Here is a 26,994-nt window from a genome sequence, read left to right on the forward strand (position 1 = left end):
TAAAAGTTAGCATTTGATCGTGCCTCTAAAAGTAAAGGTGTCAGCAGCAAATAAAATATTAGACTGGATGATCTCATTCCACGCGGCTTTTCGAATTGTACTACCGTCAGACTCCATAAAATAAGTTTTAGATTGAGCCTAGAATTTGAAACAGCGACAGCCTAGGATGAGAAAATAAAGTCCTAGACTGTCGCTATTTTATTGAACTATGTTCCCCGTTAGAATGGCTTCACCTGTTAAGAATCTTTATTTTCAATGTTAATTATTATTATTTTTCTAATTTCAATCAATACATGATTCCCTTCTAAGCTTTGCAATTGAATTCGATTCAGTAAATTCCAAATTTTTTTCAATTAAATTTCATATTACGCAATGACTCGGAGTTTAGTGGCTCTAGCAAGTCATTTAACCCTACTCCCAAAACCACGATACAATCAGGGTTGTTGTGCTTAATATTTTCCGAACCCATCCTCGCATGTAATATTCAATTCAAGAATATCGTATAAGTTTTTTTTGGAAGTATCTAATTTTTTTTGAGCGTCTTCTATTTCTGATATTTTTTCTTTAATGATGCGTGTTTGTTCATCTTTTGACATTCCATTTTTCAAGATCATAGCTTTAATGTCATTAATTGAAAAACCGACAGCTAAACAATTTTTTACAACTTCTAAATGATGAGTAACTTCTAAAGTATAATCCCGGTAATTATTCAGTTCCCTCCGTATGAAATCGTCAGTAATAATGCCTATTTTCTCATAGTAACGGATAGTTGATATAGGAAGGTCAACCCTTTTTGCGACTTCACTTATCTTTATATTAATCACCTCAATGCTTGCTATTGCTATAAAGTATACTTCATAGTTTACAATATTCATAGTGAGGTCAAACGAACACTCACAACTAATATAGATGAAGGAGAGAACATTACATGAGCACTATCGTCGGAGAATTCCACAAAACCAACAATTTCAATGAAATCGTCCTGGAGCGCCGTTCGGTTAAAGTCTACGATCCAGAAGTGAAAATTAGCCGGGAAGAAATGACCGAAATATTAGCGAAAGCTTCCCGTGCCCCTTCTGCCATTAACATGCAGCCATGGCGTTTCCTTGTCATAGACAGCGCTGAAGGCAAAGAAAAACTTGCGCCGCTGGCTTCCTTCAACCAGACGCAAACTTTGACTTCCTCGGCTGTCATTGCGGTATTTTACGATGCTAACAACATTGAATATATTGACGAGATTTTTGGCAAAGCAGTGGAACAAGGGTACATGTCACAGGACATCATGGATATGCAGTTGCAACAAGCGAAACCCTATTATGCGAACATGTCCGCATCCGAGCTACGAGACATGAACCTGATTGACTCGGGTCTCGTATCCATGCAACTCATGCTTGTTGCACGCGCCCATGGATATGACACTAACCCGATGGCCGGATATGATAAAGAACGGATTGCTGAAGCTTTTGGTCTTAATAAAGACCGGTTCCAACCGGTTATGTTGATCTCGATCGGAAAAGCAGCCAAAGAAGGCTATCCTTCCTACCGCATGCCCGTTGAAACGATTACTACTTGGGCATAATCATCCAATGCTAAAAAAGCCGCAATGAAGCTGCCGATCGGTGCCAGCAGCTTCATCCTGAGTTTATTCAACTATCGTTCCCCGTCGTATTATGAGGTCAGCCAGTTTTTACTGGTTGACCATTTTTGTTTATGGTGTATTTGTCAGTATCAGAGCAGATCGGTCGTTCCCCTGGGTCCGCAACCCGTCGCTAAAACTGATCGCCCCCTACTTGTAGAAACCATGTTCCAATACTTGCTAAGAAGGTTCTTTAGCACCTAATTTTAGTGTATTGCCTTCGCCAATTAAATTTAAGAGAAAAATATTGACAAGATATTAGCTGGTTTTAGGGAGCTTAACGAAGTACTGGCAGTCTAGCACTTTATTTTTTAAGTCTACAACTTTATTTTTCAGTCTAATACTTAATTTTCTTTAGACAACAGACAGATCTGCGATGTACGTAGATCTGCCTCTTTACAAAGTCTGTCTTGCCGATAGCTAGCGAAAATCAGGAGGTATGCGTCTTGCCATTCCTGTCAGAATAGCTGCTTCTATAACCGCATGTCTAACCTTGGTTACAATCTGCTCATTAAAAATGCTTGGAATAATATAGAGTTCGTTCAATTCCTTGTCAGAAACGACGGAAGCAATCGCACGAGCTGCTGCCAGTTTCATAGGTTCATTGATTTGCTGAGCCCTACAGTCCAAAGCACCGCGGAAAATGCCTGGGAAGACTAGCACGTTATTGATTTGATTCGGATAATCACTGCGGCCAGTCGCCAATATGCGGACATAGGGACCAGCTTCCTTCGGATCGATTTCAGGTTCGGGATTAGCCATCGCAAATACAATGTTATCAGCAGCCATTTCCTTCATATCTTCTGCTTGAAGCAGTCCCCCTCTCGACACCCCGATGAATACATCCGCACCTCGAATCACTTCCTTTAAGCGGCCAGGTTGATTCTCCACCTGTGGTTGTTCAGCTAGCCATTGCCACATCGGCTGCGAATAATGTTCGCCACGAACAATGGCCCCCTCTTGATCAACAGGAATCAGATGCGTGACACCTGCGGATAGCAGCATTTTACAGATAGCGACACCCGCGGCACCTATACCATTGACCACGACCCGAATCTGGTTGATTCGTTTCCCAACCAGCTTTAGCGCGTTCAACAATCCTGCTAGGACAACAATGGCCGTACCATGTTGGTCATCATGAAAGACAGGAATAGCCAACTGCTCGGACAATCGGGCTTCGATTTCAAAGCAGCGTGGAGAGCTGATATCCTCCAAATTAATACCGCCAAAGATCGGACTAATATGGACGATTGTTCGGATGATTTCTTCTGTATCCTTGGTATCCAGACATATGGGGAACGCATCAACATCCGCCAGCTGCTTGAACAGCATGGCCTTTCCTTCCATAACCGGCGAGGCCGCATGTGGACCAATATCGCCTAAGCCTAATACGGCTGTTCCATCCGTAACAACGGCTACCGTATTTCGTTTGATGGTGAGTGAATAAGCTTTACGGGGATCTTCATGAATGGCATTGCACACCCTTGCCACGCCAGGTGTATACACCCTTGATAAATCGTCCCTGTTCTTGATCGGCATGTTCGGATGAATCGATATTTTCCCTCCCAAGTGGGCAAGGAATGTTCGGTCGGAAATATTAATAATTTTAACGCCGTCGAGTTCCTTCAGAAATTCAGAGACTCGTGATTCCTCCTGATCCGATACCTGAACCGTAATGTCGCGAATGGAGCTTTCCTGTGTCGTCCGGATGACATCGATCGACGTCATATCGCCCCCCGCCTTACTGATCGCGGTCGCGACCTCGCCGAAATGATTCAGCTCATGGTTCAGCTCCAACCGAAGGATTATACTGTTGTACGCCACCGAGGTTTCTCCCCCCTTGTATTCAACCAATTCACTCATGAAGCGTAATTATAGTATTTTAATACCTATAAATTTGCTTTCCATCATATCTTGAATCGCATATTTTACGCCTTCCTTGCCGATACCGCTTAATTTAACGCCGCCGTAAGGATGATTATCCTGTCGATAAGTGGAAATCTCGTTAATCCAGACGCCGCCGGTAACTAACTGGTCAGCCAAGCGCAGGGCGCGGTTAATATTATTCGTAAATACGCCGGCCTGAAGTCCGAAATCCGAATCGTTCGCCATCCGAACTGCCTCCTCCTCCGTATCGAACGGAATAACGGACACGATGGGCGCGAAGACCTCCTGACAGACGACTTTCATGTTCGATTTGACGTTAGCCAACACCGTAGGCTCCATGACTGTACCGTTTCGTCTCCCGCCCGTCATAACTGCCGCTCCCTCGAGTTCAGCTTCCTTCACCCAGGTCTCAGCGCGCTTCGCTTCGTCCTCGCTGATCATCGGACCGATATCAGTCGTCTCTAACATGGGGTCTCCGATATGCAATTGTTTGACTTGTTTCACGTATTTGATTAGGAAATCGTTGTAGACTGAGGATTGAACGTAGATCCTCTGCACCGAGATGCATGCCTGCCCGGAGAAAGCGAACGCCCCTCGTACCAAGCCTGCAATAGCCGTATCCAGATCAGCATCGTCGAATATAAGGTTTGGGGAGTTCGATCCGAGCTCGAGTGTCATTTTTTTTAATCCAGCCCATTTTCGAATCTGAAGACCGATCGGAACACTGCCTGTAAAAGATACCTTGGCAACGCGAGGATCGGTAACGAGCGGTTCCCCGATTTTCGAGCCTCTACCGAGCACGACATTCAACGCCCCTTTGGGAAGACCTGCTTCCTCGAACAATCGAGCCAAGGCAATCGATGAGAGTGGCGTCTTATCAGCAGGCTTTAGTACGACGGTATTGCCGGCGGCAAAGGCCGGCGCCAGCTTATGCAGTACCAAATTCAACGGGAAATTGAACGGCGTAATGGCAGCCACTACCCCTACTGGATAGTGTCGTACCATCCCGATCCGGTTTTCCCCGCCGACGGCGGCATCCATCGGTACAAGCTCGCCGCCTAGCGTTTTTGCCTCATCCGAGGCAAATCGAATGACCTGCACGGCGCGGCTGACCTCACCCCGCGCATCGCGAATCGGTTTACCCGCTTCAACCACTAGCGTCCTGGCGAATTCTTCCGTTCGTGCCTCCAATAAATCGGCAGCCTTGCGCAAAATGGCAGAGCGCTGGTAGGCAGGGATATGGCGCATAGTCTCATGAAATACGCGTTCGGCGGTTGCGATCGCGCGGTCCAGATCGCCATCCGTCACGTAATCGATTTTGCCTACAACTTCGCCGTTATAGGGATTTCGAACTTCCTGCGTCGTACGGTTGCCACCTTTAAGCTCCTGACCATCAATAATTGAACCTACATGCATGACTTTAGCAGACATGGTTTCCACTCCATTCCTTTTTATCAATCTTCAAACCTATTGGGCCATCTTCTTTCTTGCCATCACTTTTCTAGCCTTCTCCGCCACATGTTCAGCCGTTAAACCGAATTTATTCAGCAATGCGTTGTTAGATCCCGATTCTGAATTTTTATCTTGTACGCCAATCCTCTCCATGGGAACAGGGAAGTTTTCCACCAGCACCTCTGCCACCGCGCTACTTAATCCGCCATAAATACTGTGCTCTTCAGCAGTCACGACAACTCCTGTTTTCCTTGCGGATGCGATAATCGCTTCAGCATCTAACGGTTTAACGGATGGAAGGTGAAGCAGTTCAGCGGATATGCCTTCCTGCTTCAACTGTTCAACTGCCTCCAGGCAGCGACTTGTTTGCGTTCCGGTCGAAATAATCGTAACGTCCGTTCCGGAAGCAAGGGTAACACCCTTCCCAACTTGGAATCGGTAGCTTTGCTCGTCAAACAGCACGGGATACGAATCGCGTGCCACACGAATATAAACGGGACCGTCATATTGATTGGCATACTCCATCATTTGCTGCAGTTCGACGGAATCGGCCGGCGCCAAAACGATCATCCCTGGTTGTGTACGCATAATGGCCAAGTCTTCAAGCGACTGGTGGGTTTTTCCCGTACACCCATTCAGAAGACCACTGTATGCCCCGATCATCTTTACATTCATCTTCGGCTGCGCAATGCTTACCACAATTTGATCAAAGGCGCGTTTGACGATAAAAGCTGCAAACGAGCAAACCCACGGCTGCAGTCCTACTGACGCAAGGCCAGCAGCGACACCCAGCATATTTTGCTCGGCAATGCCCATTTGCAGAAATTTACTCTCATTATTTTCTGCTACTTTATCCAACTTTGTTGAGTTAGCTAAGTCACCATCTAAGGCGAATACACGCGGATCCCTCTTCGATAGCTCGAGCAATTTGTCGCCAAATACGTCACGCATGGAAACGAATTGAGGGGAAGTTGTCATTTGACTCATTGTACGTTACCTCCTTGAAGTTCAGTTAAAGCAAGAGCCAGCTCCTGCTCAGTAGGAATCTTGGAATGCCACAAATAATTGTTTTCCATATAGTTGACGCCTTTGCCTTTGACCGTATGAGCCACGATAATCGTTGGTTTGCCGCTAATTCCCTCTGCGTCACGAAGTGCTTTGACGATCTGCTTGAAATCGTGTCCATCGATAGAAATGACGTGGAAGCCAAATGCCCCCCAGCGGGAGCTTGGACTGAAGACGGGGATTTCCCTCGTTCTTCCTTCTGTGCCCTTCCATCCATATTGCTGTAAATGGTTGTAATCCAGAATGACCGTTAAATTGTCGAGGTTATATTTTACGGCAATGTCAGCGGCTTCCCAAACCTGGCCCTCTTGGGATTCTCCGTCGCCAATCATGCAATATGTGCGAAATGACAGCTGTTTGAGCTTTGCTCCGAGCGCCATGCCTACGGCTGCTGAAATGCCCTGTCCCAGTGAACCTGTTGACATATCCAGACCCGGCAGCAAATTCATGTCCGGATGCGCCTGCAAGCGTGAATCGATTTCATCAAACGTATGAAGCTCCTCTTTTGGCAAATAGCCTCTTTCAGCTAGTGTGCTGTATAAGGCAATCGCCGAATGCCCTTTGGATAAAACAAATCGGTCCCTTTCCTCCCAAGCCGGATTTTCGTGATTGATATCCATCACTTCGAAGTATAACGCCGTCAATATGTCAATTGCCGACATGGGGCCGCCCAAGTGCCCCGCTCCTGCGTGATGGACAGTCTTGACCACATTTCGGCGGATTTCCGCAGCAATCTCTTTTAATTTCTTCACATTTTCGTTTGTCAGATGTTCCATTTTTATTCACTCCTTTAAAGGGTTCCACGTCATCTAATCGATTAGATATGTGGTAAAAAAAAAGGGGATAATCGTTTAAAACTCTTACATTCCCCTGTCTTTAGATCTTTATAAACAAGCTTTATATATTTGACGTATTTCTTCTCTAGTGACTTTCTTGGGATGACATTCGATATCGAAATAATAGCCGGTCAGAGCGATCGAAGTTGCTTTATCAATATCATTCTCCGTCATACCGAAAGTTGAGAATTTAACATGCAGATTAATATCTGACAGCAATCTACTCACTAGCTCAGGACACTTCTCGGCTCTTTGTCGCAGCGTTAACGAACTTATCGAAGGATCAATGATCGTAGAAATAGCAGCAAATTTCTCCAAATCGGACTGCCAACTAACTTCCAGCACATTTACCATACATGCAGCTATACTGTCACCGTGCGGTACCCCAAACATGCCACCAACAGGCTGAGCTAAAGAATGCGGCAAAGTCACGCCAATATGAGCAATGGCGGCACCCGCTAGCGTGCTTGCCCAAGCCAGATTTTCTCTAGCTTTAACATTGCCTCCATTTGCCACAGCCTCAGGAAGATTTCTAACAACAATGCTCATGGCTTCCTTGCTTACCATTGTCGTAAATGGATTCGCCTTTAAGCTGATGAAAGATTCAAGCGCATGGGCAAAGGCATCAAATCCTGTCGATGCTGTAATTTTGGAGGGCATAGAGATCATCAATTCCGGATCCACGATCGCAATCCTCGGAAATATCCGCTCATTGACAATCGTACTTTTCTCTTTCAAAGCAGGGTTATTTAATACAGAGAAAGGCGTAGATTCCGAACCTGTTCCCGAAGTAGTTGGTATCGCAATAAGGGGGAGGGTATCACTTCCAGGCCGTAACACCTCATGGTCATTGCGTTCTGTGTAATCCCAGGAAGAGCCTCGGCCATTAACCATTACAGCCAATCCTTTTCCAAAATCAATTGCGCTTCCTCCACCTATCGCGATTACAAAATCACATTGTTCAGCCTTGGCTCTCTTAGCCATTTCGTCCACTTTAAAACAGCTGGGATTCGGTTCAATATCTGAAAATATGACACTCTCAATAAACACCTTTTTCAATTGAGAGGCAATTCGATCCCCTAAGCCAATTGAATGCATATAAGGATCAATAGCGATTACCGCCTTCGTCCCCATTCCCTTCACATAATCCGCGATATGATTAACTTTACCTGCACCGAACTCCACTTTTGGTAAGAAACATGTAAACAATGAGATTCCTCCATTTCCGTAACGATTAATATAATTTCAGACAATTTCTAATGGCCACGCTCTTGGTTTGCGTTACTTCCTCCAGCGCTCCAATGAGTCCTTCTCTGCCGAGACCACTCATTTTATATCCCCCGAAGAAAGCCACATCTGGTCGATAAGTACCTGTACTGTTTACTGCAACAATACCTGATTCTATTTGATAAGACACATTCATCGCGCGGTTAATATCTCTTGTAAACACGGAAGCATTCAGACCGTAAATGGAACTGTTTGCAATCTCTACAGCCTCCTCATCGGTGTTAAAAGAAATGATCGGAAACACGGGGCCGAAAATTTCCAAATCACGCGCCACTTCAAAAGAAGGCATAACGTGAGTTAATACGGTCGGCAAATACCATGTATTGTCCACAATCTCTGCGCCTAGAGCTACTTTAGCGCCTTGGCTAATCGTTGTTTGAACCTGGCTATGGACGGTACGCAGCGCTTCTTCATCAATTAAAGGCCCCATGCCCACACCACGATTTAATGGATCGCCGACCTGGATTTGATTTAAGCGCTCCGTTAAAAGATCCGTAAAGTCGTTTACCTTCGAACGATGAACAATCATGCGTTTATTTGCACAGCAGGTCTGGCCATTCATTAATGTTCGGCCAAAAACCGTCTGCTCGACAGCCAATTCCAGATCGGCATCCTCGAATACAATCAGTGGATCGTTCCCGCCAAGTTCAAGCTTCAAGCGACTTAAGTTTTTGGCAGCGTTCATTGCGGTTCTTATCCCTGTTTCTGTACTCCCCGTTAAGCTAATTGCATTGACCAAAGGGCTTTGTGTCAACATTTCGCCAACCACTTTGCCCGCTCCCGTGATGATTTGCAGCACATTTTCGGGTAAGCCAGCTTCATAAAGCAGTTTGGTCATCTCCAGAATGGTTAGAGGCGCAACATTCGCAGGTTTGATAATGACCACATTGCCTGTTACTATGGCGGGAGCTACTTTTTGAGAAAACAGTTCTGCTGGAAAATTGAAGGGGACAACGCCGACAATGACGCCAAGCGGCTCTTTGCGTGTAAGATATATATCATTTTCGACGCCTGCTTGCTGGTCAAGAGGTATGTTCAGGCCGTACATCGTTTTGGCTTGCCCAACGAAAGAGTTGAATAACCTAGCAACCGATTCAATCTCACTTTCTGATTGCAGGATAGGCTTGCCTACCTCTTGGCTTAACAAGGAAGCCAGGCGCTCCTTATTTTGAAGAACGAGTTCCGAAAAACGGAGCATTGTCTCTCCCCTTTTCCAGAGCGGTGTGCGTGCCCATCCTTTTTTAGCCGACTGGGCCGCCTGTAGCGCATCTTGAACATCTTCACTCGTTGCAAAAGGCACGGTATCAATAACCTGTTTCGTTGTCGGATTGAAAACCTCAACCGCTTTACCATCTCTGCTAGCTCTCCATTTTCCATTCGTATACATGTCCATCGTTCAACTCTCCTTATCATTCATTCGATTATTAGTTGATTTTTTGTTTTGCTCCTTGGAAAAGTACGGCAAATATAATAATGAAACCTTTGATAACCTGCTGGGGATAAGCGGGTACATCCAATAAATTCATGATGTTGCCAATCATGCCAATAATTAAAACACCGATAAGCGTATTTAGCGCTGTACCTTTTCCACCATTCAAACTAGCTCCACCGACAACGACAGCTGCAATAGCGTCTAGCTCGATGCCAATGCCGACCAACGGGGAGCCTACTCCCGTTCTTGCCGTGCTGATAATACCCGCAAGCGCAGCAAACCCGCCGGAAATCATGAATACTAACAGCTTATAAGGCACTACATTAACCCCAGAGTAAGTGACTGCTGCTTCATTGCTTCCGATAGCCGTTATCATCCGTCCCCATACAGTGAACCTCAATATAAATAGAGTGATAGCGAAGACCAAGAACATAAGAATAACCGGAATTGGAATACTGAAAATAAAACCATTGCCAATGTATTCGGTCATGATCTGATTGTCACTCCTGATAGGAGCACCTTTGGAAATGATGTACGACAAACCGCGAGCGATTGTCATTATCGCCAATGTGGCAATAAAGGAAGCGATTCTTCTCTTCGACACCAAATATCCCGATAGGCTGCCTATCAAAGCGCCTGCTAGTATCGTAACCAATACAGAGACTGGCCATGACCAGGATTGATTCGTTAAAAAATAGGCACTGAGGACGCTGCCTAACGCCAAAATGGATCCGACTGAAAGGTCGATGCCGCCAATCAAAATAACGAGCAGCACACCCATACTAATAATGCCGATACCTGAAAGCTGCCGCAACAGGTTAAAAATATTGCGTTCGGTTAAAAATACGTCCGAAATCAAACTTGAAATAATAAGTAATACAATTAAAACAATGATGGTATTATATTTCTGAAAAATGCCAAGTGCCTTATGCCCAAGGTCTGACGATGAAAGCGAGTTTTTCTTCATGTCCGCTCCCGTACTCAATCCACTCATACAACTATCCTCCAATCGCATAACGCATGATGTTCTCTTCCGAGATGTCCTGTTTGTCTAGGCTGATTTGGATGGCTCCATCTTTAATGACAAGTACCCGGTCACACATGCCGATTACTTCCATCATATCCGAGGAGATCATAATAACACCTGTACCATTGGCCACCAATTCGTTAATCAAGTTGTAAATTTCCACCTTGGCGCCGACATCTACTCCCCGGGTCGGTTCATCGAAAATAACAACACTGCAGTCTGTCGTATACCATTTGGCAAGTGCTACTTTCTGCTGATTGCCGCCGCTTAAATGGCCGACTTCGGTATGGATCGTGTTCGTCTTAATCCGCAGTTTTGCCACAAGGTCTTGGGCAATTTGAGCTTCTTCCTTCTTACGGATTGTCCCGAAAAGGCCGGTCACTCTTTTCATATTAGGAAGATTGATGTTATTGAGTACGGACATGGTGAGCAGAATACCATGTTCTTTTCTGCTTTCCGGAACAAGTACGATGCCGTGCTTTACCGCATTTTGGGGTGATTTAATATGCACGGGCTTTCCGCGAAGTTTAATACTACCTTTGTCTTTCTTATCAATACCAAAAATCGTTCGGACTAATTCCGTTCTTCCGCTACCCATAAGTCCAGCGATGCCCAGAACCTCACCTGCCCGTAAGGTGAACGATGCATTTATCACCTTGTTTCCTGAGCTTACATCGTCAACCTGTAAAATGACTTCATTCTTCGGATTGACTTTCCGACTAGGAAAAAACGCTTCCAAATTTCTGCCGATCATCATTTGAATTAACGTTTCCTTTGTTGTTTCAACTGGCAGTACTGAACCTACCTTGGATCCATCCTTAAACACTGTAATTTGATCCGACAATCGGAATATTTCTTCCAGTCGGTGGGAAATATATACGATGCTTACTCCTTGCTCTTTTAATTTGAGTAAAACTTTAAACAGATTTTCCGCTTCGTTTGGGGAAAGCACCGCTGTAGGTTCATCTAAAATAAGTACTTTCGTTTGCCTTGATAAAGCCTTGGCGATTTCTACAACTTGCTGATACGCAACATTGAGACTTCCTACAACTGTTCGCGAATCAATCTTGAATCCGAGACTTTCAATTAATTCATCGGCTTGTTTAAACAACTTTTTCCAATTGACTAAACGCCCTTGCTCTTTTAACTGAGCCAAATAAATGTTTTCCGCTACCGTAAGATCGGGGGCGAGAGCAAATTCCTGATAAATAATACCAATTCCAAGTTTTCGCCCTATCTGTGGATTATTGATCGAAACCGGTTCGCCGTCAATTTTAATAATACCGCTGTCATTTTGATAGGCACCTGACATTATTTTCATTAACGTTGATTTTCCCGCCCCATTTTCCCCAACTAGAGCATGAATTTCTCCGCGTTTCAAAGAGAAGGATACGTCTTTTAGCGCCTGTAAGCCACCGAACGATTTATTAATGTTCAGCATTTCAACCACAAAATCCGCTGCCATTTTCGTTAACCACCCGCCATAATTACATATTCATCCCACTAAATTAAAATTTTGCATTCGGGTCATAATATTTGGCCACGTTTTCTTTGGTAATTGCCACTGGAGGGGTATAGGTAGTCTTGGGAAATTGACCGCCTTCCTCTAGCATCTTGACAGCTGTCTCTACGGCTGTTTTTCCGATCAATGCTGGATTATTCATTCCGGTAACGCCGTAATCACCGGATTTAATCAATTCCAATGCTTCTTTCTGTCCATCCGCTGCCGCAACGATAAGGATATCATTTTTCTTACCTGCCGCTTGGATCGCTTTCATTGCGCCTAACGCCATGCTATCGTTTTCCGTTACCAAGACATTGACATCCGGATGTGCAGTGAGAATATCTTCCATCGCTTTCAATCCGCCCTCATTACCCCAATTTCCCCAACCTTGGGCTACAATTTCGAAGCTGGAACCACCTGACATATTGATTTGTGTTTCTGTCAATCCGCGGATGACACCTTGACGACGTTCTTTACCGACAGGATTGCCCTGAGCTCCGCTAAGAAGCGCCATTTTGATCTTCTTGTTCTTCATTTGTTTGGCCAGCCATTCACCTACCAGTTCTCCATTAGCCAGATTGTTGGATTGGATGGTGGTTACGAAATCAGCAGATGGATCAATCGAACTATCAACGATAATAACAGGTACACCAGCTTTCGTAGCTGCTTTAGTAGCAGGAACCTGAGCTATCGGGTCTTTCGGATCCATGATAAGCACATCGATATTTTTGGCAAGCAAGTCGTCAACGTCGGAAAGTTGTTTGTTGATGTTGTCTTGCCCATCAATGGAAACGAACTGAACGCCCATTTCTTCTGCTGTCTTTTTGGCTGCTTCCACAATAGCCACAAAATAAGGGGCTCCCAGCGTAAATTGCGAATATCCGATTTTAATTGATTTACGATCTTTTTTCAGGACAGGCTTTTGTTCGGCAATAGCAGTTTGACTGGTTTTTTTATTTGCATCTGAGGAAGAACTGACCATTTGGCAACCCGTCATCGCAAAAGCTGTCAAAGACATAACCATAACTGTTGCAAAAAGTTTTTTATTTTTAGTCATTTCAGAACACCCCTTATAATTTATAATCAACCTTTCCCAATCACTCAAATGTAATGATTGTTTTCTTCAAGCCGCTGTTCTGACCGATCATCTCGAATGCTTCCAGAATCCGCTCGAAGCCAAACACATTAGAGACGAAGGTTTCCGGCTTCAGAACACCAGCTTCAATCCAGTTCATCACCTGCAGATGACTTTCCGATTCATCCAGCTTCGACGGCCATTGATTGAAATCCAAATGCCAGTTATATGGCGCTTTACTCCAATCTAATCGCATGTCTGTTTCGGGTGAGATGCCATAGACGCAAATATGTCCGTAAGGCGCCAGCAATTCCATGCTTTGATTGATAATTTCATTCTTACCGACGGCATCCACAGCGAAATCCACGCCATCCTTGCAAACATTCCGTACCTCAGCAACCAAATCACACTTTTTACTGTTGAAAGCGTAATCTGCTCCAGCCTCAAGAGCCTCATCAATCCTTGCGTCGCTAGTCACTAAGGCAATCACCGGTCCCATGCCGAGCAGTTTAGCAAATTTCATGAAGGTCAATCCGACGGGGCCGGCGCCAAAAACAACTACGCTTGCATTTGGTCGGAAGTTAAAGCGCTTACAAGCACCAAGCACTTCACGGAATGTGACGATCATTGGCGCAGCCACAATATCGATATCGGCCGGCAGCACCTGCTGGGCATAATAGGCTTCTGAGAACTCAGGAGCGCCTGGACCTTTGCCATCCTCAAGCAGAGACTTACTATCCGCTACGACCGCGTATTCGGAAAAAGCCCCCCAACCGGAATGAACACCTTCGATCTCACCTTCCAAGAATGGCAGTATTACCAGATCGCCCACATTCAGATGCCGTGCTTGCGCTCCTTTCTCCACTACACGACCAACCCCTTCATGCCCAAGAGCTGCGGGATACGTGTCAAAGCCTTTAAATTCTCCATGAATGAGCTTCAAATCGGTTCCGCGGCAAATACCGCAGCTTACCATTTTGACCAGCGCCTGATACTCACCGTATACTGGTCTAGCAATTTCACGAACGGATAGCGTTCCGCCATTGTCTACTATCAAACTTTTCATTCTTGTTAGCTCCCTTCCATGCCATTTTTTATTTTTCATCGTATGATAAAAGCACTTTTCCTCCGATTTTCTGCTCACAGATCTCAAACGCCTCTTTCCACTGACTTAACGGAAGTTTATGCGTAATGATTGGCTGCAGGCGTATTTTGTTTTGCTTCCATATGTTCATTACACGATCCCATGTTTCAATGGAATGCGCATAAGAAGCAACTAACTGTAGTTGTTTATACAGAATGGTGTCATAATCAATGGAGATTTCTTTCCCCACAATCCCCACCTGAATATATGCGCCTCTTTTCTTCAGTGCCCGCAAGCAGCTTGATACAGAAGGTCCCGCTCCCGCGCACTCCACGGCTACATCAACACCTTTGGACTCAGTTTCCCGATTAATGACTTCATCCAGGTTTTCTTCGCTTACATTGACAATAACGTCAGCTCCAAGTTCCTTCGCAATTTCAAGTCTTGAAGCGTCTGCGTTGGTTCCGGCCACGATGACCTTACAACCTTTCATAACGAGTAAAGATAAGCAGATCAGACCAATAGGACCAGGACCTGAAAGTAAAACGGTATCACCTACATGTATAGGCGTTAATTCTTCAATTGCTTTGACTGCACAAGCTAATGGTTCGGTTAAAGCAGCTTCCTCGAGAGATAAATGATCAGGAATTTTATAAACCATATCTTCCCGAACAACAACATATTTCGTAAAGGCCCCATCTACACCTGATCCCAATGACTTTCGTTTCGTGCAAAACATGTAGTTTCCTGTCCGGCAATGTTCGCAAGCTCCGCAAGTAACTGCCGTTGAAGGAAGCGCTGTCACTTTATCGCCAATTTGAAAACGCTGCACGTTTTTTCCTATTTCCGTAATAATTCCTGAAAACTCATGACCTAGAATGACAGGCGGATTGCTTTTATAAGTATCGTGATAAATATGTAGGTCTGTACCGCATATACCCGTGTATTTTATTTCAATTTTTACTGAGCCAGAATCACAAGCAGGTTCTTGAACATCCATTAATGTGACATTCCCATAGCCTGATTTTTCTTTTACAATAGCCTTCATATAGCCCTCCACATAAGTTAATTTGTCATCTAATCGATTAGATATTGTTAAAAGAAAGTGCATGAAGTTGGTTACAACCTTCACACCTTCATTTTATTTCTGTTTACCGCAGGTTTTACGAACGATTAATTCTACAGGAAGAACAATCTCTTGAAATTCTGGCTTTCCGCTCTTTTCCAGTCTTTCCAAAAGCAAAGAAGTAGCCAAATTCCCCATTTCATACCTAGGAATGCTAACCGTAGTCAATTGAATACTGCGCGTCCCGGATATAAACAAATCATCAAACCCTATAACCGCCAAATCGTCAGGGACCGATATGCCAAGATCTGTTGCCGCATCCAATACACCTAGTGCACCAATGTCAGTAAGACTGAGTATAGCCGTAGGCCTCTTCTCTTCAGGCAGCCCTAATAGAAACTTCGTAGTATTATAGCTTCCTGAATATCTTGCTTCTCCCGAAGTTAGCCATTCAGGATAGATGGTTAGCCCTGCATCTTCCATCGCTTTTAGATATCCATTCAATCTACTCTCCGTAATAGAAGAACCGATAATACCGGGCATGAAGGCAATCTTTCTATGTCCAAGCTGGTATAAATGATTCGTTGCCATTACAGCACCACTGAAATTATCTGCCACAACAGAGTCCACTTGAAGTCCCTTTATAAAGCGGTTTGCCAATACAATCACATAACCTTGCTCCATAAATTTCTGAAAGTGTTCTCTGTCCTGCTCCAAAGCGGAAGTCACAATAATCCCATCCACTTTACCTTCTCTTACTTGGTTTAGAGCAAGTTGTGTTCGGTCAGGTTTATCATCCGTATTCAAAATATTGATGGTAAAACCCTTTGTTTGAGCCAAATCCTCGCATGCCTTGGCTAAATCCGGATAGAACGGGTTCGTGATATCGGAAACAACAAAACTAATCGCCTTGCTTTTCTGTACCCTCAAACCTCTTGCTACCGCATTTGGCACATAGTTCAATTCAGAAATCGCTTCCAAAACTCGTTTTCTCTTTTCTTCATGAACCCAGCGCGTATTATTTAGGACATAAGATACGGTGGCAACGGAGACTTTTGATTTTTGAGCTATGTCCTTAATTGTAGTCATCGTTTATCATCACCTGTGTTCAAATTGATAGGTATGGCAATAACCATCTAATCGATTAGATTTACAATATCACACGCTTTTTCTTTTGTCTAGCGTTTATTCAATCAGGATCTTTTTATTTGCCGCAGCTCATTCAAGTGCATTTGGGCTGCGCTAAGCAGTAGTATTCCCCAAATTAATGGCACCATACTTTGTCTAACATCCTAAACACCTCATATAAGAGTAGTACTTTGGATGCGGGACAAAATAAGCTGTAACTTAGGTGGTACCTATTTGCAACTCGCTTAGAAGGGTACTTTCAGGTATCTATAGTACTTAAAAGTACGTACTTACCAAAAACAACTTAATGGTTTTATAATAGCACTTGTGAAGCGAAAGTAAAGCTTACAGCTGTTCAAAATACATTCATTAGGAGGCAAAACATGAACCAGTCATTATCACAATCTGCATCACAACATAAAGTGAAGCAAAATACAGGAACATGGGCGCTTCTTGCCCTTGCGATTAGCGCATTTGGAATCGGAACAACAGAGTTTGTTCCAGTAGGCCTGCTCGCGTCCATCGCGAATGACTTAAACATTGGCATCACGCTAGCTGGCCTTCTTATTTCTGGTTATGCGATTGGCGTCGCGGTCGGAGCGCCGATTCTCACCGCGCTCACCAATCGGATGAGCCGGAAATCCTTGCTCATGTCGCTGATGGTTGTTTTCATCATCGGTAACGCTGTCGCTGCACTTTCACCGTCATTTGAAATATTGCTTGTTGCACGTTTCATCACCGCATTTTCTCATGGCGTCTTTTTCTCCATTGGAGCGACCATTGCTGTTCAGCTCGTATCTCCAGAGAAAAAGGGCAGTGCCATTGCTCTCATGTTCACTGGTCTTACCATCGCCATTGTTACCGGTGTTCCATTGGGGACATTTATCGGGCAAGCTTTCGGTTGGAGAGCAACTTTCTGGGGCGTTGCCTTACTGGGTGTAATTGCGATCATTTCCAGTGCCGCACTCATCCCTAAAAATCTCAAGCAATCTCCGCCTGCTAAATTTTCAGACATGTTCCGTTTGCTCACCAATGGCCGTTTGGTCCTGGGCTTTCTTATTACGGCATTCGGTTATGGAGGGACGTTTGTTGCTTTCACTTATTTAACTCCACTCCTGCACGATGTGACTGGCATAAGTTCAGGCATGATTAACATTATCTTGATCATTTATGGTGTTGCTGTAGCATTCGGTAACTCTGTTGGTGGCAAATTAGCGAATAAGAACCCTTTACGCGCACTATTTTGGATGTTTATTATTCAAGCAGCCGTTCTGATCCTTTTAACATTCCTTGCTCCATTTAAAGTGGCTGGCGTGATTGGTGTTATCTTAATGGGCTTGCTTGCTTTCATGAATGTGCCTGGTCTTCAATTATATGTCGTCCAATTGGCTGAAAAGTATGTACCTTCAGCGGTCGATGTTGCATCAGCTATCAATATTGCAGCGTTCAACGTAGGTATTGCTATCGGCTCGATCGTCGGTGGGGTTGTTATCGACTCCATGGGTCTTGTTCATACCCCATGGGTTGGTGCTTTAATGGTTCTCGTTGCCATCCTACTCACTGGTATTTCTGCTAAGCTGGAACGGAAATCATAATAGGAGGCATTTATATGTTTGAGCATCATCAAACTTATCAAAGGATGTACAAAGAAGGCGAGTTAACGCTTGGCCTCCACATTCCATTAGAAAACTTTCAATCAAATACACCTACGATGGCTAATCAGGTTGAGCTTGCTCAAGCTGCTGAAGGATACGGATTTACTACGCTTTGGCTCCGAGACGTTATTTTGGAAGATCCCCAGTTTGGGGATCCGGCTGTCGGTCAAATTTATGATAGTCTAATTTTCGGTACGCACCTGCTTAGTCAGACCAAACAAATTGCGATTGGAACATCCGCGCTGGTACTTCCCCTTCGCCATCCACTGAGGTTGGCGAAAGAAGTTGCTACCATCGAAGCCCTCTTTCCCGAAAGGTTCATCATGGGAATATCATCTGGAGATAGACGAGCTGACTTCAAAGGGCTTGGCGTAAATCATTCTAGCCGCGGCAGCCAGTTCCGTGAAGCCTTCACCTATCTAGAAAAGGCGCTTTATGAATACTATCCTAGAATTGACTCCAGTTATGGTCATATCGAGCAAGCGACACTCGTGCCAAAACTGAAGAATAGAATTCCTACTATGGTTACCGGTTTTGCACAGCAAGAGCTCGATTGGCTTGGACAGAACGGCGATGGATGGATGTACTATCCACAAGGACCTATGCGGCAGCTAGAAGCCATAAGGGCATGGCGTGAGTCTGCTGCCCGCCATAACCATACAGAGTTTCGTCCATTCTCTATGCCTATGCATCTCGATTTAGCGGAAGATCCAGATGAACAAGCAACACCCATTCGGCTTGGTTTTCGAATAGGAAGAAATAAACTAATCGAATTAATTGAAGTTTACAAAACGATTGGTGTTAATCATCTCTTCTTCGCTCTCTTTGACAGTGATCGACCAGCTGGCGAGGTCATACATGAGCTTGGAGAATACGTGCTTCCGCAATTCCCACCGCATCGAATCAGTCTTTGAAATCATATGTCTAATTAAAAAAACAGTAACGGGTGGACATCGTTTTTTTCACCCCAATATTAGGAGGATAATCAAATGAAACACTTACAAGATACAATTCAATTAAACCATGGGAAAGCTTTTCCTTGGCTAGGTCTAGGCGTCTTTCAGGTCGAGGATGGCGATACCGTCATTGCAGCCGTTGAAGAAGCCATTGTCGTTGGTTACCGTCACATTGATACTGCAGCTATTTATCAGAACGAAGAAGGCGTTGGGGAAGGTATCAGGCGTGGCATGAAACGCACGGGCCTTCAACGTGAAGACTTGTTTATCACCTCGAAATTATGGAATGCAGACCAAGGCTATGATAGCGCAATAGCAGCTTATGAGAAAAGCTTAAAGAATCTGGGATTAGAAAAGCTTGATTTATACCTTATACACTGGCCTGTTGAAAATAAATATCTTGAAAGCTGGAAAGCGCTCGAGTTTCTGTATAACGAAGGACGTGTGGGGGCTATTGGGGTTAGTAATTTTCACATCCACCACCTTGAAAACCTGCTTAAAGATGCAACTGTGAAACCAGCAATAAATCAAGTAGAGCGTCATCCGCGACTCGTTCAGAATGAACTTAAATCTTTTTTAGATAAAAATGGGATTCAAGCCGTCGCTTGGGCACCTCTGATGCAGGGAGAGATTCTGCATGAACCCGTCATCCAAGCTATCGCAGACCGCGCGGGAAAATCAGTTGCCCAAATCGTCCTGCGTTGGCAGCTGCAAAGCGGCTGGGCAACGATTCCGAAATCCATTCAAGCTAAACGCATTCAGTCCAATGCAGAAATCTTTGATTTCTCATTAAATGATACGGATATGGCAGCTATTTCTGCCCTTGATCAGCATCGCCGTGTGGGTCCAGACCCTGATAATTTTGATTTTTAAGTTTAAATTGATTAAGTTTTTAAAATTAGATTTAACAAACGAGGCTGTCCCAAAAGTCATTTGGGGATAGCCTCGTTACCTTTTACTGCTCTTGATCAAATAGTGCCCTCACATTCTGCTAACTAGAAGTCAGGTGATTTTTGTGAGTAAGTAGGAAGCATATTACCTTTAAGAGCTTCTATCATCATTCTTATTTTTGGCATTGTTGAATTTTTAATTTTAAAGGCAAAGTATAAATCATTCGTTACTTTAAAAGGGTCACAAATTATTTTAACTTTGTTTGTTTGTATGGAGTTCGCCAGCATATACGTAGGCAATAAACTAATTCCAGCCCCATGCTCGATAGCAGACAAAATAATATGCAAATCGGGTAAAACATGTTCTGGTTTCATCTGAGGACGTTTTTGAAAGTTTTCTCTCCAAAATCTTCGTATAATGGGCAATTCTAGACCGTAACTAAGCCATGTTTGTGAACATAACCATGCTTCTAGCTGCTTCGAGTCATTGAAATCAGGTTCCTCATAATCATAAGGTGCTACTACAACAAACTCTTCTTCTACATAATGCAGATATTCTATCCCAGGTGCTGAATACTTTTGTGAGGTCACGATGATGTCGACCTTATCTTCCGTTAATAGGTCTAAAATATAGGCTGCCAGCCCGTAATAAGCAATTACACGAATATGTAAGCTTCCGAGATATGGAGCCATTCTTTCTCTAAAAAACTCATGCGCTGTACCGATTTTTACAACCGGAAGTGTAGGCGATGAGACGGCTTTGAAACTTAGCGTTGCCTCCTCAAGTGACTCAATAAGAGGTGCCAAATAGGAATAAAGTTCTTTGCCTCGTTCAGTCGGAACCATTTTCCTTGAGGTCCTTGTAAATAAAGGTTCGCCAACCTCAGCTTCTAATGCAGCTAGATGTTGACTCATGGCCGGTTGTGTCATAATCCTCGTTTTGGCTGCTTCCGATACAGAATTATGTTTATATATAGTAATAAAACTCCGATACCATTCAAAATTCGCCATTTACAAAATCCTCTCGTACGATTCTGTCTCATTCATCTATATTATATCCCCCCTCCATTCTGTTTTCACTTCGCCTACGATTTACCTTCAAAGACAAAGAGAGCCTCGACTCAAACTCGAGACTCCCTTTTCATTTGCTGCTTTCCCCAGAGGGTAGAGAGAATTCCTACGACAGTAACCAGTGCTGCCACCCAAGGTACTGCTTGAAGTCCGCCACCAAATTTCTGCTCAATCACAACTCCCCCAAGGTATGCACCCAGAGCATTTCCCAGGTTAAAAGCGGCTATATTCAGCGTAGATGCTAAGGTAGGCGCTTCTTTGGCCGTATTTAACATGTGAAGTTGCAACCCAGGTACGATACCAAATGCCGCTATTCCCAAAATGAAAATGAAAAACTAGTTCAGTTTGGCGATAACTTCTTTGGCTACGCTAAGTGTTGATTGCGGATTTTGACCTGTAATTAAATTTCCATCAACTTCAAAATGATCGCTCCAATCTGGTGCGGCAACAAAGATCGGGCCCGCCTGACGAAGCTTGGACTCTAATAAGAAAGGCATTTCTTGATCCAAACCAGCCGCTTTTTCTTCCGTATCTGTAAAGGCTGTAATACGTTTACCTTCGATTAGATATTTTCCGTCAGATAACTTTGCATTTACCAAACCTGCTGGTCCATGACATACTGCAGCTACGATTTTTCCGGCCTCATAAAATTCTCTGAGCAAGGATTGAAGCTTTTCGTTATCCGGCAGATCAAACATCGTTCCGTGACCGCCTGGCAAAAAAATCACATCATAATCCGCAGCCTTAACCTCATCTAGTTTGATAGTATCCGCAAGAAATTGTTCAGTATCCAATATTTCCTGATGCAAATCAGCACTCAAACTATTTTTATCAATAGGTGTTTTACCTCCCAAAGGACTAGCTACTGTGATATCAAATCCTTGCTTTGAAAACTCAATATAAGGCTCAGCAAATTCCGAAAGCCAAAGTCCTGTAGACTTTTCACTGTTTATTTGACTGGCTGAAGTGACCACGATTAATATATTTTTTTTCATTTTGTTTCCTCTCCTCTGTATCTGTTTTCTTGTTACAAGCCCTATTGTATCTTTAGATAATCTATAAATCCAATTAGATATTTGGCATTTATCCATAAAAATATTTATACGTTTAGCCAAGTAATAAACAACCAAATAATCACCAAAAAAGCATAAAAAATCCCCTCCGGTAAACAGCGTTTAGTCCATGAAATCATGAACTTTTTTCTCACTGTCTACCATAAGGGGATAATACGATTAGGCAGCCCTTCCATTGCCTGGTCAATCTCTGCTATTTTCGGCGAACCAAGATAGCCTTTCTCTTAAATGAACGACGTCACCAACCAGGATGATAGCCGGGTTGGGCATATTTTGTTCCTGTAGTGTTTTCTCTAATTTATTTAACGTACTTATTATTGTCCTTTGATCCTCGGTTGTCCCCCAAGATACGACTGCAACCGGCGTCTCAGGGTTCCTTCCATAGTGAATAAGCTGGTTACACAAATAAGTGCTATTTCCCATTCCCATATAAAATGCAATAGTATCAATGCCGGTAGCAAGCGCCCTCCACTTGTCAGGTGATATCGTGTCGTCTTGACACAAATGCCCGGTTACCATGGCAAACGTTGAAGCAACCTTACGATGTGTAACAGGTATGCCTGCATAAGCGGGTGCAGCGATTCCAGCAGTAATCCCAGGTATGATTTCAAATGCTACTCCGTGCTCAACTAATTTCTCCGCTTCTTCTCCGACACGTCCGAAAACACAAGGATCTCCACCTTTTAGACGAGTAACTATCTTTCCTTCAAGAGCTTTTAGGGCAATGATTTCATTGATTTCCTCTTGCTGAATCGAGTGATGGTTCGGCTGCTTTCCACAATAAATGAACTCCGCATCTTTACGGGCCATATTTAATAACTCCGGATTGGCAAGGCGGTCATACACGATCACATCAGAAGATTGAATACATTTTAAACCTTTGACAGTAATTAACTCGGGATCTCCCGGCCCAGCTCCAACAAAAAATACTTTGCCTCTATTATTTTCCATCGATTTGTCACCTCAATAACAAAAGTTATTATTCCTTATCCTTATGGCTGGATTACCGGTGATTGTCCATGTGCAAATATATATATCCGCTCGCGTCGTCGATCTCCACCTTGAAGGACGTTACACAGCCCTCATCCGGCGCTTGAACAAGCCCGTCATGCAGGTCGATTTTCCAATCATGCAGAGGACAAAATACGTGATGATCACAAACGATTCCTTCAGAAAGCTTGCCAGCTTTGTGCGGGCAGCGATTCTCAATCGCTTTGATAGTACCGCCCGAAAGTTTAAACATCGCGATTTCCAAGGATCCAATCCGAACAACCCTCGACCTTTTTTCAGAAATTTCTGCAATATTCCCAACGTGAACCCGTTTCATATGTGTCATCCCCCTCTATTTAAACTAATTCTGCCGCCGACTGCTCTTCCATCGGTACGAACGTCTCGCGCAGCATTTGTTGTTCAATGATTTCTTTCCAAGGATCTTTCATTAGATCCAGCGTTTTCTCAATGCGTTCCACAAGTGCAGTGCGATCTTCTTTGGTTTCTAGCGCCTCTTTGATCGTATCTAAACCGACACGTTCCACCCACTCGGAAGTCCGTTCGTTGTATTTCCCAGTTTCGCGATAGTATTGTAAGTAAGCACCTGACCATTCAAGCACTTCTTCTTCGGTCTTTACTTTGCAAAGCAAATCGGTTCCGCGAAGTTTTGTCCCCCCGTTACCTCCGACATGCAGTTCCCAACCCCCGTCAATGGCCACAACGCCAAAGTCCTTAATTGTTGCTTCTGCACAGTTCCGCGGACAGCCCGATACTGCCATTTTCACTTTTGCCGGTGTGTTCAGACCCTCAAATCTCTTCTCAAGCTGAATACCCATGCCGATAGCATCTTGAGTTCCGAAGCGGCAGAACGTTGAACCTACGCACGTTTTCACTGTACGCAGCGATTTGCCGTACGCATAGCCTGATGGCATATCCAGATCAGCCCACATACCGGGCAGGTCTTCCTTCTTCACGCCTAGCAGGTCGATGCGCTGTCCGCCTGTCATTTTCACAAGGGGCACTTCATATTTCTCGGCGATTTCCGCGATCTTCTTCAAATCCTTCGGTGTTGTTACACCGCCGTACATTCTCGGAACGACGGAGTATGTACCATCCTTCTGGATGTTCGCATGATTTCGTTCATTCACAAATCGCGACTCTCTTTCGTCCTCATGCTCTTCTGGCCATACCATACCGAGATAGTAATTCAGTGCTGGGCGGCACTTGGAGCACCCCTCCGTGTTGGACCATTCGAGCACGTTCATGACTTCTTTCGTGGTCGTCAATCTCATACCGCGAATCGCTTCTACAACTTCATCACGTCCAAGTGTCGTACAACCGCAAATGCCTTCCTTTACGGTTTTTACGCCGTCTTCTCCAAGGACATAAGTGAGCACATCAGCCACTAGCGGTTTACAACCTCCACAGGAAGCAGACGCTTTGGTACATGCTTTGATATCGTTGACGCTAGAGCAGCCTTTCTCCTGAACCGCCTGCACGATCGCGCCTTTGGAAACACCGTTACAGCCGCATACGATCTCGTCATCGCTCATGGCAGCAACCATCTCTACTCCGGATTTGGCATTGCCTCCGCCATCACCTAAGAGTACCGTCTTTTCTTTACCTGTTACGTCTTCGCCATTACGAATCATTGCAAACAAGCGGGAGCCGTCACTGATGTCTCCGAACAGTACCGCACCGATGACTTTGCCTTCTCTGATGACGACCTTCTTATAAATCCCTTCGAAATCATCCTGCACACGAACTGCGCGTGTATCTGGCTTATCTGCATATTCGCCCGCTGAAAATACATCCACACCCGATACTTTCAGCTTGGTTGATACGACGGAGCCTTGATAGCCTGCTGTCTCTACGCCGGCAAGTCGTTTGGCAAGCACAGCGCCTTGCTCATAGAGCGGGGCGACCAAGCCGTAGGCTACACCGCGATGCTCAGCACACTCGCCGATGGAGTAGACGTTCGGCACATTCGTTTCCAAAAAGTCATTGACGACGATACCTCGATTAATATCAATGCCACTGCTTTTCGGAAGCGCAATATTAGGACGAATTCCTACAGCCATAACAATGAGGTCGGCTTCGACTTCCGATCCATCAGTAAAACGAAGACCCGTTACGCGCTTTTTACCAAGAATCGATTCGCTATTTTTCTTAAGCAAAAATTTCATACCTTGGCGTTCCAGCTCTTGCTGCAGCAAGAAAGATGCTGTTCTATCGAGCTGGAGGTTCATCAAGTATTCATTAATGTGAACGACCGACACTTCCATATTCAGGTTCAATAGTCCACGAGCTGCTTCCAGCCCGAGCAGACCGCCTCCGATGACGACCGCTTTTTTGTAGTTCTTGGCAGTTTCGATCATCTTCTCGCAATCTTTAATATCCCGGAAGGCAATGACGCCTTCTTTGTCCGCACCGGGCAGTGGGAGAATGAATGGCAGAGATCCTGTCGCGATGATCAATTCATCATAGGGTACGGTTATCCCGCCGTCTGTGCTGACGAGCTTGCGCTCCGTATCAATTTTGTTAACAGTTTGGCCTGTGTGCAATGTAATGTGATTCTCTTCGTACCAGGACCAGTCGTTGATGACAATGTCTTTCATATCCGCATCTCCGGCTAAAACCGATGAGAGTAGGATACGATTATAGTTTGGATGGGGTTCGCTTCCGAAGATCGTAATTTCGTAATGGTTCGGTGCAATCTTTAGCAATTGCTCAATACAGCTGACTCCAGCCATTCCATTTCCTACTAATACAATTTTATTCTTCATCGTGCTTCACTCTCCTAGTTCGGAATAAACATGACATTAAATGATATGTAATTACTAAATTAATCATCGTTTCTGTCCTTATGAATAATTTGTGTCATGTTATCTTACATACGAATATTAATTACTAATGTACATCAAGACTTCGTATTTATCAACAATAATTTGTAATTTCCTCAGTGATAGTTACAAGAATTCGTATATTAATCGAACTATTATTTGTTTTTTCATTCGATCGTTCGGTTTATATTCCATTTTCACAGACGTTTCATGTAATTACCCGAATAATCATGTTACATTTAATCACATGTATTTAACGATATTTCTCCCAAAACAAAGAGGTTGTCCCCTCAGTCTCTGAAGACTAATGGGAACAACCTCTTTATTTCATTATTGAGCCATATTCAATTCTATCCTTTAATTTGTTTCCCCTGTCCTTTAATCAACATAACAAGAAAAAGAATGGCCGGTATGACTCCAATGAATATCTCGTTTACCCTAAATTGCTCCGCGACGATTCTCCCAATCTCCAGATGCGACTGCCAGCTTGACGGGAGAAGGGAAGTTATAAAAATAATGACTCCAACAGGAAACGCAAACCTCCGATAGTCTGTCTTAAACAGCTGAGATAGCCCAAGTACGGCAGCCAAAATGTATCCCAATTGATGTTTGACAACTTCAATATCCCTGTCTATTTTGTGGATAAAAATTCTGAAATTGTCGTGAAATGTACATGCCGGATCATCTTTATCGCATTCGAGCCCTCCATAATACTTCATAGCATGATCCCAATCATGGGAGATCGCTCTCCCGGGCATAATGCTCTTTTGGCGGCGAGCGCTTTCAGCCCCAGTTCCTTGAATTTCGCTCTTGCTGATTCCATGGGGATTTCATCCAAAAGCCGTGTCCGCTTCTGTATGTTGAAACCAATCATTTCGTTCGCCGCACGGAGCAGAGCCATAGCGATGAAAAACATTGCTAACTCGCACCTGCGGACGAGCAACCACCTCATAAGGATGAAAAACATCCTTATGAGGGGTGAAACCCTCGCGTGGCGCGCGAAAGATGAGAAACAGCGATGAAAAACATCGCTAACT

23 protein-coding genes and 1 pseudogene are annotated in these 26,994 nt (G+C 44.3%); 4 read left to right on the forward strand and 20 right to left on the reverse strand.

All coding sequences use genetic code 11. The annotated features are described in order from the left end of the window. Nucleotides 1–449: 449 nt before the first annotated feature. Complete coding sequence (locus GC102_RS34845) at nt 450–824, reverse strand: helix-turn-helix domain-containing protein (RefSeq protein ID WP_312883470.1); 375 nt, start codon at nt 822–824, stop codon at nt 450–452. A 104-nt stretch (nt 825–928) separates the two neighbouring features. Between GC102_RS34845 and GC102_RS34850 the strand changes: the two genes are divergently transcribed. Continuing rightward, entirely contained in the window at nt 929–1,579 is a 651-nt protein-coding gene (locus tag GC102_RS34850) for a nitroreductase family protein (RefSeq protein WP_171693577.1), read from the forward strand. A gap of 477 nt (nt 1,580–2,056) precedes the next feature. Here the strand turns inward: GC102_RS34850 and GC102_RS34855 are convergent, their stop codons facing one another. The 12 genes from GC102_RS34855 to GC102_RS34910 all read right to left on the reverse strand — a co-directional run bounded on the left by GC102_RS34855 (nt 2,057) and on the right by GC102_RS34910 (nt 16,440). After that, complete coding sequence (locus tag GC102_RS34855) at nt 2,057–3,460, reverse strand: NAD-dependent malic enzyme (RefSeq protein ID WP_171693578.1); 1,404 nt, start codon at nt 3,458–3,460, stop codon at nt 2,057–2,059. A 48-nt stretch (nt 3,461–3,508) separates the two neighbouring features. Beyond that, nucleotides 3,509–4,954 carry an aldehyde dehydrogenase family protein gene (locus GC102_RS34860; RefSeq protein WP_246321284.1) on the reverse strand — a complete coding sequence of 482 codons (1,446 nt, stop codon included), beginning with the start codon at nt 4,952–4,954 and terminating at the stop codon, nt 3,509–3,511. 36 nt (nt 4,955–4,990) lie between these two features. Further along, entirely contained in the window at nt 4,991–5,962 is a 972-nt protein-coding gene (locus GC102_RS34865; RefSeq protein WP_171693579.1) for a transketolase family protein, read from the reverse strand. After that, nucleotides 5,959–6,816 (reverse strand): transketolase, encoded by an 858-nt coding sequence (locus tag GC102_RS34870; protein WP_171693580.1) that lies wholly within the window; start codon nt 6,814–6,816, stop codon nt 5,959–5,961. The genes GC102_RS34865 and GC102_RS34870 overlap by 4 nt, the downstream gene beginning before the upstream one ends. A 108-nt stretch (nt 6,817–6,924) precedes the next feature. After that, nucleotides 6,925–8,085 carry an iron-containing alcohol dehydrogenase gene (locus GC102_RS34875; RefSeq protein WP_171693581.1) on the reverse strand — a complete coding sequence of 387 codons (1,161 nt, stop codon included), beginning with the start codon at nt 8,083–8,085 and terminating at the stop codon, nt 6,925–6,927. A 25-nt stretch (nt 8,086–8,110) separates the two neighbouring features. Further along, a complete protein-coding gene (locus tag GC102_RS34880) occupies nt 8,111–9,556 on the reverse strand; it encodes an aldehyde dehydrogenase family protein (RefSeq protein ID WP_171693582.1) in 1,446 nt (481 codons plus the stop codon). Between the two features lie 31 nt (nt 9,557–9,587). After that, nucleotides 9,588–10,589, reverse strand: coding sequence for an ABC transporter permease (locus tag GC102_RS34885; protein ID WP_246321285.1), 1,002 nt, complete (start codon nt 10,587–10,589; stop codon nt 9,588–9,590). A 4-nt stretch (nt 10,590–10,593) separates the two neighbouring features. Next, nucleotides 10,594–12,087, reverse strand: coding sequence for a sugar ABC transporter ATP-binding protein (locus GC102_RS34890; protein ID WP_171693583.1), 1,494 nt, complete (start codon nt 12,085–12,087; stop codon nt 10,594–10,596). A 43-nt stretch (nt 12,088–12,130) separates the two neighbouring features. Continuing rightward, nucleotides 12,131–13,183: a substrate-binding domain-containing protein gene (locus GC102_RS34895; RefSeq protein WP_171693584.1), complete on the reverse strand. Its 1,053-nt coding sequence runs from the start codon at nt 13,181–13,183 to the stop codon at nt 12,131–12,133. Between the two features lie 40 nt (nt 13,184–13,223). Continuing rightward, nucleotides 13,224–14,267: a zinc-dependent alcohol dehydrogenase gene (locus GC102_RS34900; RefSeq protein WP_171693585.1), complete on the reverse strand. Its 1,044-nt coding sequence runs from the start codon at nt 14,265–14,267 to the stop codon at nt 13,224–13,226. Between the two features lie 28 nt (nt 14,268–14,295). Further along, on the reverse strand, nt 14,296–15,333 hold the full coding sequence (locus tag GC102_RS34905; protein WP_171693586.1) for a zinc-dependent alcohol dehydrogenase: 1,038 nt from the start codon (nt 15,331–15,333) through the stop codon (nt 14,296–14,298). A gap of 93 nt (nt 15,334–15,426) precedes the next feature. Next, complete coding sequence (locus tag GC102_RS34910; protein WP_171693587.1) at nt 15,427–16,440, reverse strand: LacI family DNA-binding transcriptional regulator; 1,014 nt, start codon at nt 16,438–16,440, stop codon at nt 15,427–15,429. A 422-nt stretch (nt 16,441–16,862) separates the two neighbouring features. Here GC102_RS34910 and GC102_RS34915 point away from each other — a divergent pair, with 422 nt between their 5' ends. The 3 genes from GC102_RS34915 (at nt 16,863) to GC102_RS34925 (ending at nt 19,963) form a co-directional block, all read left to right on the forward strand. Beyond that, entirely contained in the window at nt 16,863–18,074 is a 1,212-nt protein-coding gene (locus GC102_RS34915) for an MFS transporter (RefSeq protein ID WP_171693588.1), read from the forward strand. A 14-nt stretch (nt 18,075–18,088) separates the two neighbouring features. Beyond that, a complete protein-coding gene (locus GC102_RS34920) occupies nt 18,089–19,048 on the forward strand; it encodes a TIGR03571 family LLM class oxidoreductase (protein ID WP_216628264.1) in 960 nt (319 codons plus the stop codon). A 75-nt stretch (nt 19,049–19,123) separates the two neighbouring features. Beyond that, on the forward strand, nt 19,124–19,963 hold the full coding sequence (locus tag GC102_RS34925) for an aldo/keto reductase (protein WP_171693589.1): 840 nt from the start codon (nt 19,124–19,126) through the stop codon (nt 19,961–19,963). A 122-nt stretch (nt 19,964–20,085) separates the two neighbouring features. Here the strand turns inward: GC102_RS34925 and GC102_RS34930 are convergent, their stop codons facing one another. The 7 genes and pseudogenes from GC102_RS34930 to GC102_RS34960 all read right to left on the reverse strand — a co-directional run bounded on the left by GC102_RS34930 (nt 20,086) and on the right by GC102_RS34960 (nt 26,873). Further along, nucleotides 20,086–20,991 (reverse strand): LysR family transcriptional regulator, encoded by a 906-nt coding sequence (locus GC102_RS34930; RefSeq protein WP_171693590.1) that lies wholly within the window; start codon nt 20,989–20,991, stop codon nt 20,086–20,088. Between the two features lie 110 nt (nt 20,992–21,101). Next, nucleotides 21,102–21,380, reverse strand: a pseudogene (locus tag GC102_RS34935) (MFS transporter); the annotation flags it as partial. A 6-nt stretch (nt 21,381–21,386) separates the two neighbouring features. Next, a complete protein-coding gene (locus GC102_RS34940) occupies nt 21,387–22,046 on the reverse strand; it encodes a type 1 glutamine amidotransferase domain-containing protein (RefSeq protein WP_171693591.1) in 660 nt (219 codons plus the stop codon). 261 nt (nt 22,047–22,307) lie between these two features. After that, nucleotides 22,308–23,075: a uroporphyrinogen-III C-methyltransferase gene (gene cobA / locus GC102_RS34945; RefSeq protein ID WP_171693592.1), complete on the reverse strand. Its 768-nt coding sequence runs from the start codon at nt 23,073–23,075 to the stop codon at nt 22,308–22,310. Between the two features lie 52 nt (nt 23,076–23,127). Then, nucleotides 23,128–23,451 (reverse strand): nitrite reductase small subunit NirD, encoded by a 324-nt coding sequence (nirD, locus tag GC102_RS34950; protein WP_171693593.1) that lies wholly within the window; start codon nt 23,449–23,451, stop codon nt 23,128–23,130. A 19-nt stretch (nt 23,452–23,470) separates the two neighbouring features. Continuing rightward, nucleotides 23,471–25,900: a nitrite reductase large subunit NirB gene (gene nirB, locus GC102_RS34955; protein ID WP_171693594.1), complete on the reverse strand. Its 2,430-nt coding sequence runs from the start codon at nt 25,898–25,900 to the stop codon at nt 23,471–23,473. 772 nt (nt 25,901–26,672) lie between these two features. Further along, nucleotides 26,673–26,873, reverse strand: a complete 201-nt coding sequence (locus GC102_RS34960; protein ID WP_171693595.1) for a hypothetical protein — start codon at nt 26,871–26,873, stop codon at nt 26,673–26,675. Between the last annotated feature and the right edge of the window lie 121 nt (nt 26,874–26,994).

This window comes from Paenibacillus germinis (assembly GCF_013141785.1).
Classification (GTDB): Bacteria; Bacillota; Bacilli; order Paenibacillales; family NBRC-103111; genus Paenibacillus_E; species Paenibacillus_E phytorum.

Bases quoted from the DNA above. Each gene is read 5' to 3' on its own strand.
- GC102_RS34850 (WP_171693577.1), top strand. From the start codon at position 929: ATGAGCACTATCGTCGGAGAATTCCACAAAACCAACAATTTCAATGAA.
- GC102_RS34860 (WP_246321284.1), bottom strand. From the start codon at position 4,954: ATGTCTGCTAAAGTCATGCATGTAGGTTCAATTATTGATGGTCAGGAG.
- GC102_RS34865 (WP_171693579.1), bottom strand. From the start codon at position 5,962: ATGAGTCAAATGACAACTTCCCCTCAATTCGTTTCCATGCGTGACGTA.
- GC102_RS34870 (WP_171693580.1), bottom strand. From the start codon at position 6,816: ATGGAACATCTGACAAACGAAAATGTGAAGAAATTAAAAGAGATTGCT.
- GC102_RS34880 (WP_171693582.1), bottom strand. From the start codon at position 9,556: ATGGACATGTATACGAATGGAAAATGGAGAGCTAGCAGAGATGGTAAA.
- GC102_RS34885 (WP_246321285.1), bottom strand. From the start codon at position 10,589: ATGAGTGGATTGAGTACGGGAGCGGACATGAAGAAAAACTCGCTTTCA.
- GC102_RS34890 (WP_171693583.1), bottom strand. From the start codon at position 12,087: ATGGCAGCGGATTTTGTGGTTGAAATGCTGAACATTAATAAATCGTTC.
- GC102_RS34895 (WP_171693584.1), bottom strand. From the start codon at position 13,183: ATGACTAAAAATAAAAAACTTTTTGCAACAGTTATGGTTATGTCTTTG.
- GC102_RS34900 (WP_171693585.1), bottom strand. From the start codon at position 14,267: ATGAAAAGTTTGATAGTAGACAATGGCGGAACGCTATCCGTTCGTGAA.
- GC102_RS34905 (WP_171693586.1), bottom strand. From the start codon at position 15,333: ATGAAGGCTATTGTAAAAGAAAAATCAGGCTATGGGAATGTCACATTA.
- GC102_RS34910 (WP_171693587.1), bottom strand. From the start codon at position 16,440: ATGACTACAATTAAGGACATAGCTCAAAAATCAAAAGTCTCCGTTGCC.
- GC102_RS34915 (WP_171693588.1), top strand. From the start codon at position 16,863: ATGAACCAGTCATTATCACAATCTGCATCACAACATAAAGTGAAGCAA.
- GC102_RS34920 (WP_216628264.1), top strand. From the start codon at position 18,089: ATGTTTGAGCATCATCAAACTTATCAAAGGATGTACAAAGAAGGCGAG.
- GC102_RS34925 (WP_171693589.1), top strand. From the start codon at position 19,124: ATGAAACACTTACAAGATACAATTCAATTAAACCATGGGAAAGCTTTT.
- GC102_RS34930 (WP_171693590.1), bottom strand. From the start codon at position 20,991: ATGGCGAATTTTGAATGGTATCGGAGTTTTATTACTATATATAAACAT.
- GC102_RS34940 (WP_171693591.1), bottom strand. From the start codon at position 22,046: ATGAAAAAAAATATATTAATCGTGGTCACTTCAGCCAGTCAAATAAAC.
- cobA (WP_171693592.1), bottom strand. From the start codon at position 23,075: ATGGAAAATAATAGAGGCAAAGTATTTTTTGTTGGAGCTGGGCCGGGA.
- nirD (WP_171693593.1), bottom strand. From the start codon at position 23,451: ATGAAACGGGTTCACGTTGGGAATATTGCAGAAATTTCTGAAAAAAGG.
- nirB (WP_171693594.1), bottom strand. From the start codon at position 25,900: ATGAAGAATAAAATTGTATTAGTAGGAAATGGAATGGCTGGAGTCAGC.
- GC102_RS34960 (WP_171693595.1), bottom strand. From the start codon at position 26,873: ATGTTTTTCATCGCTATGGCTCTGCTCCGTGCGGCGAACGAAATGATT.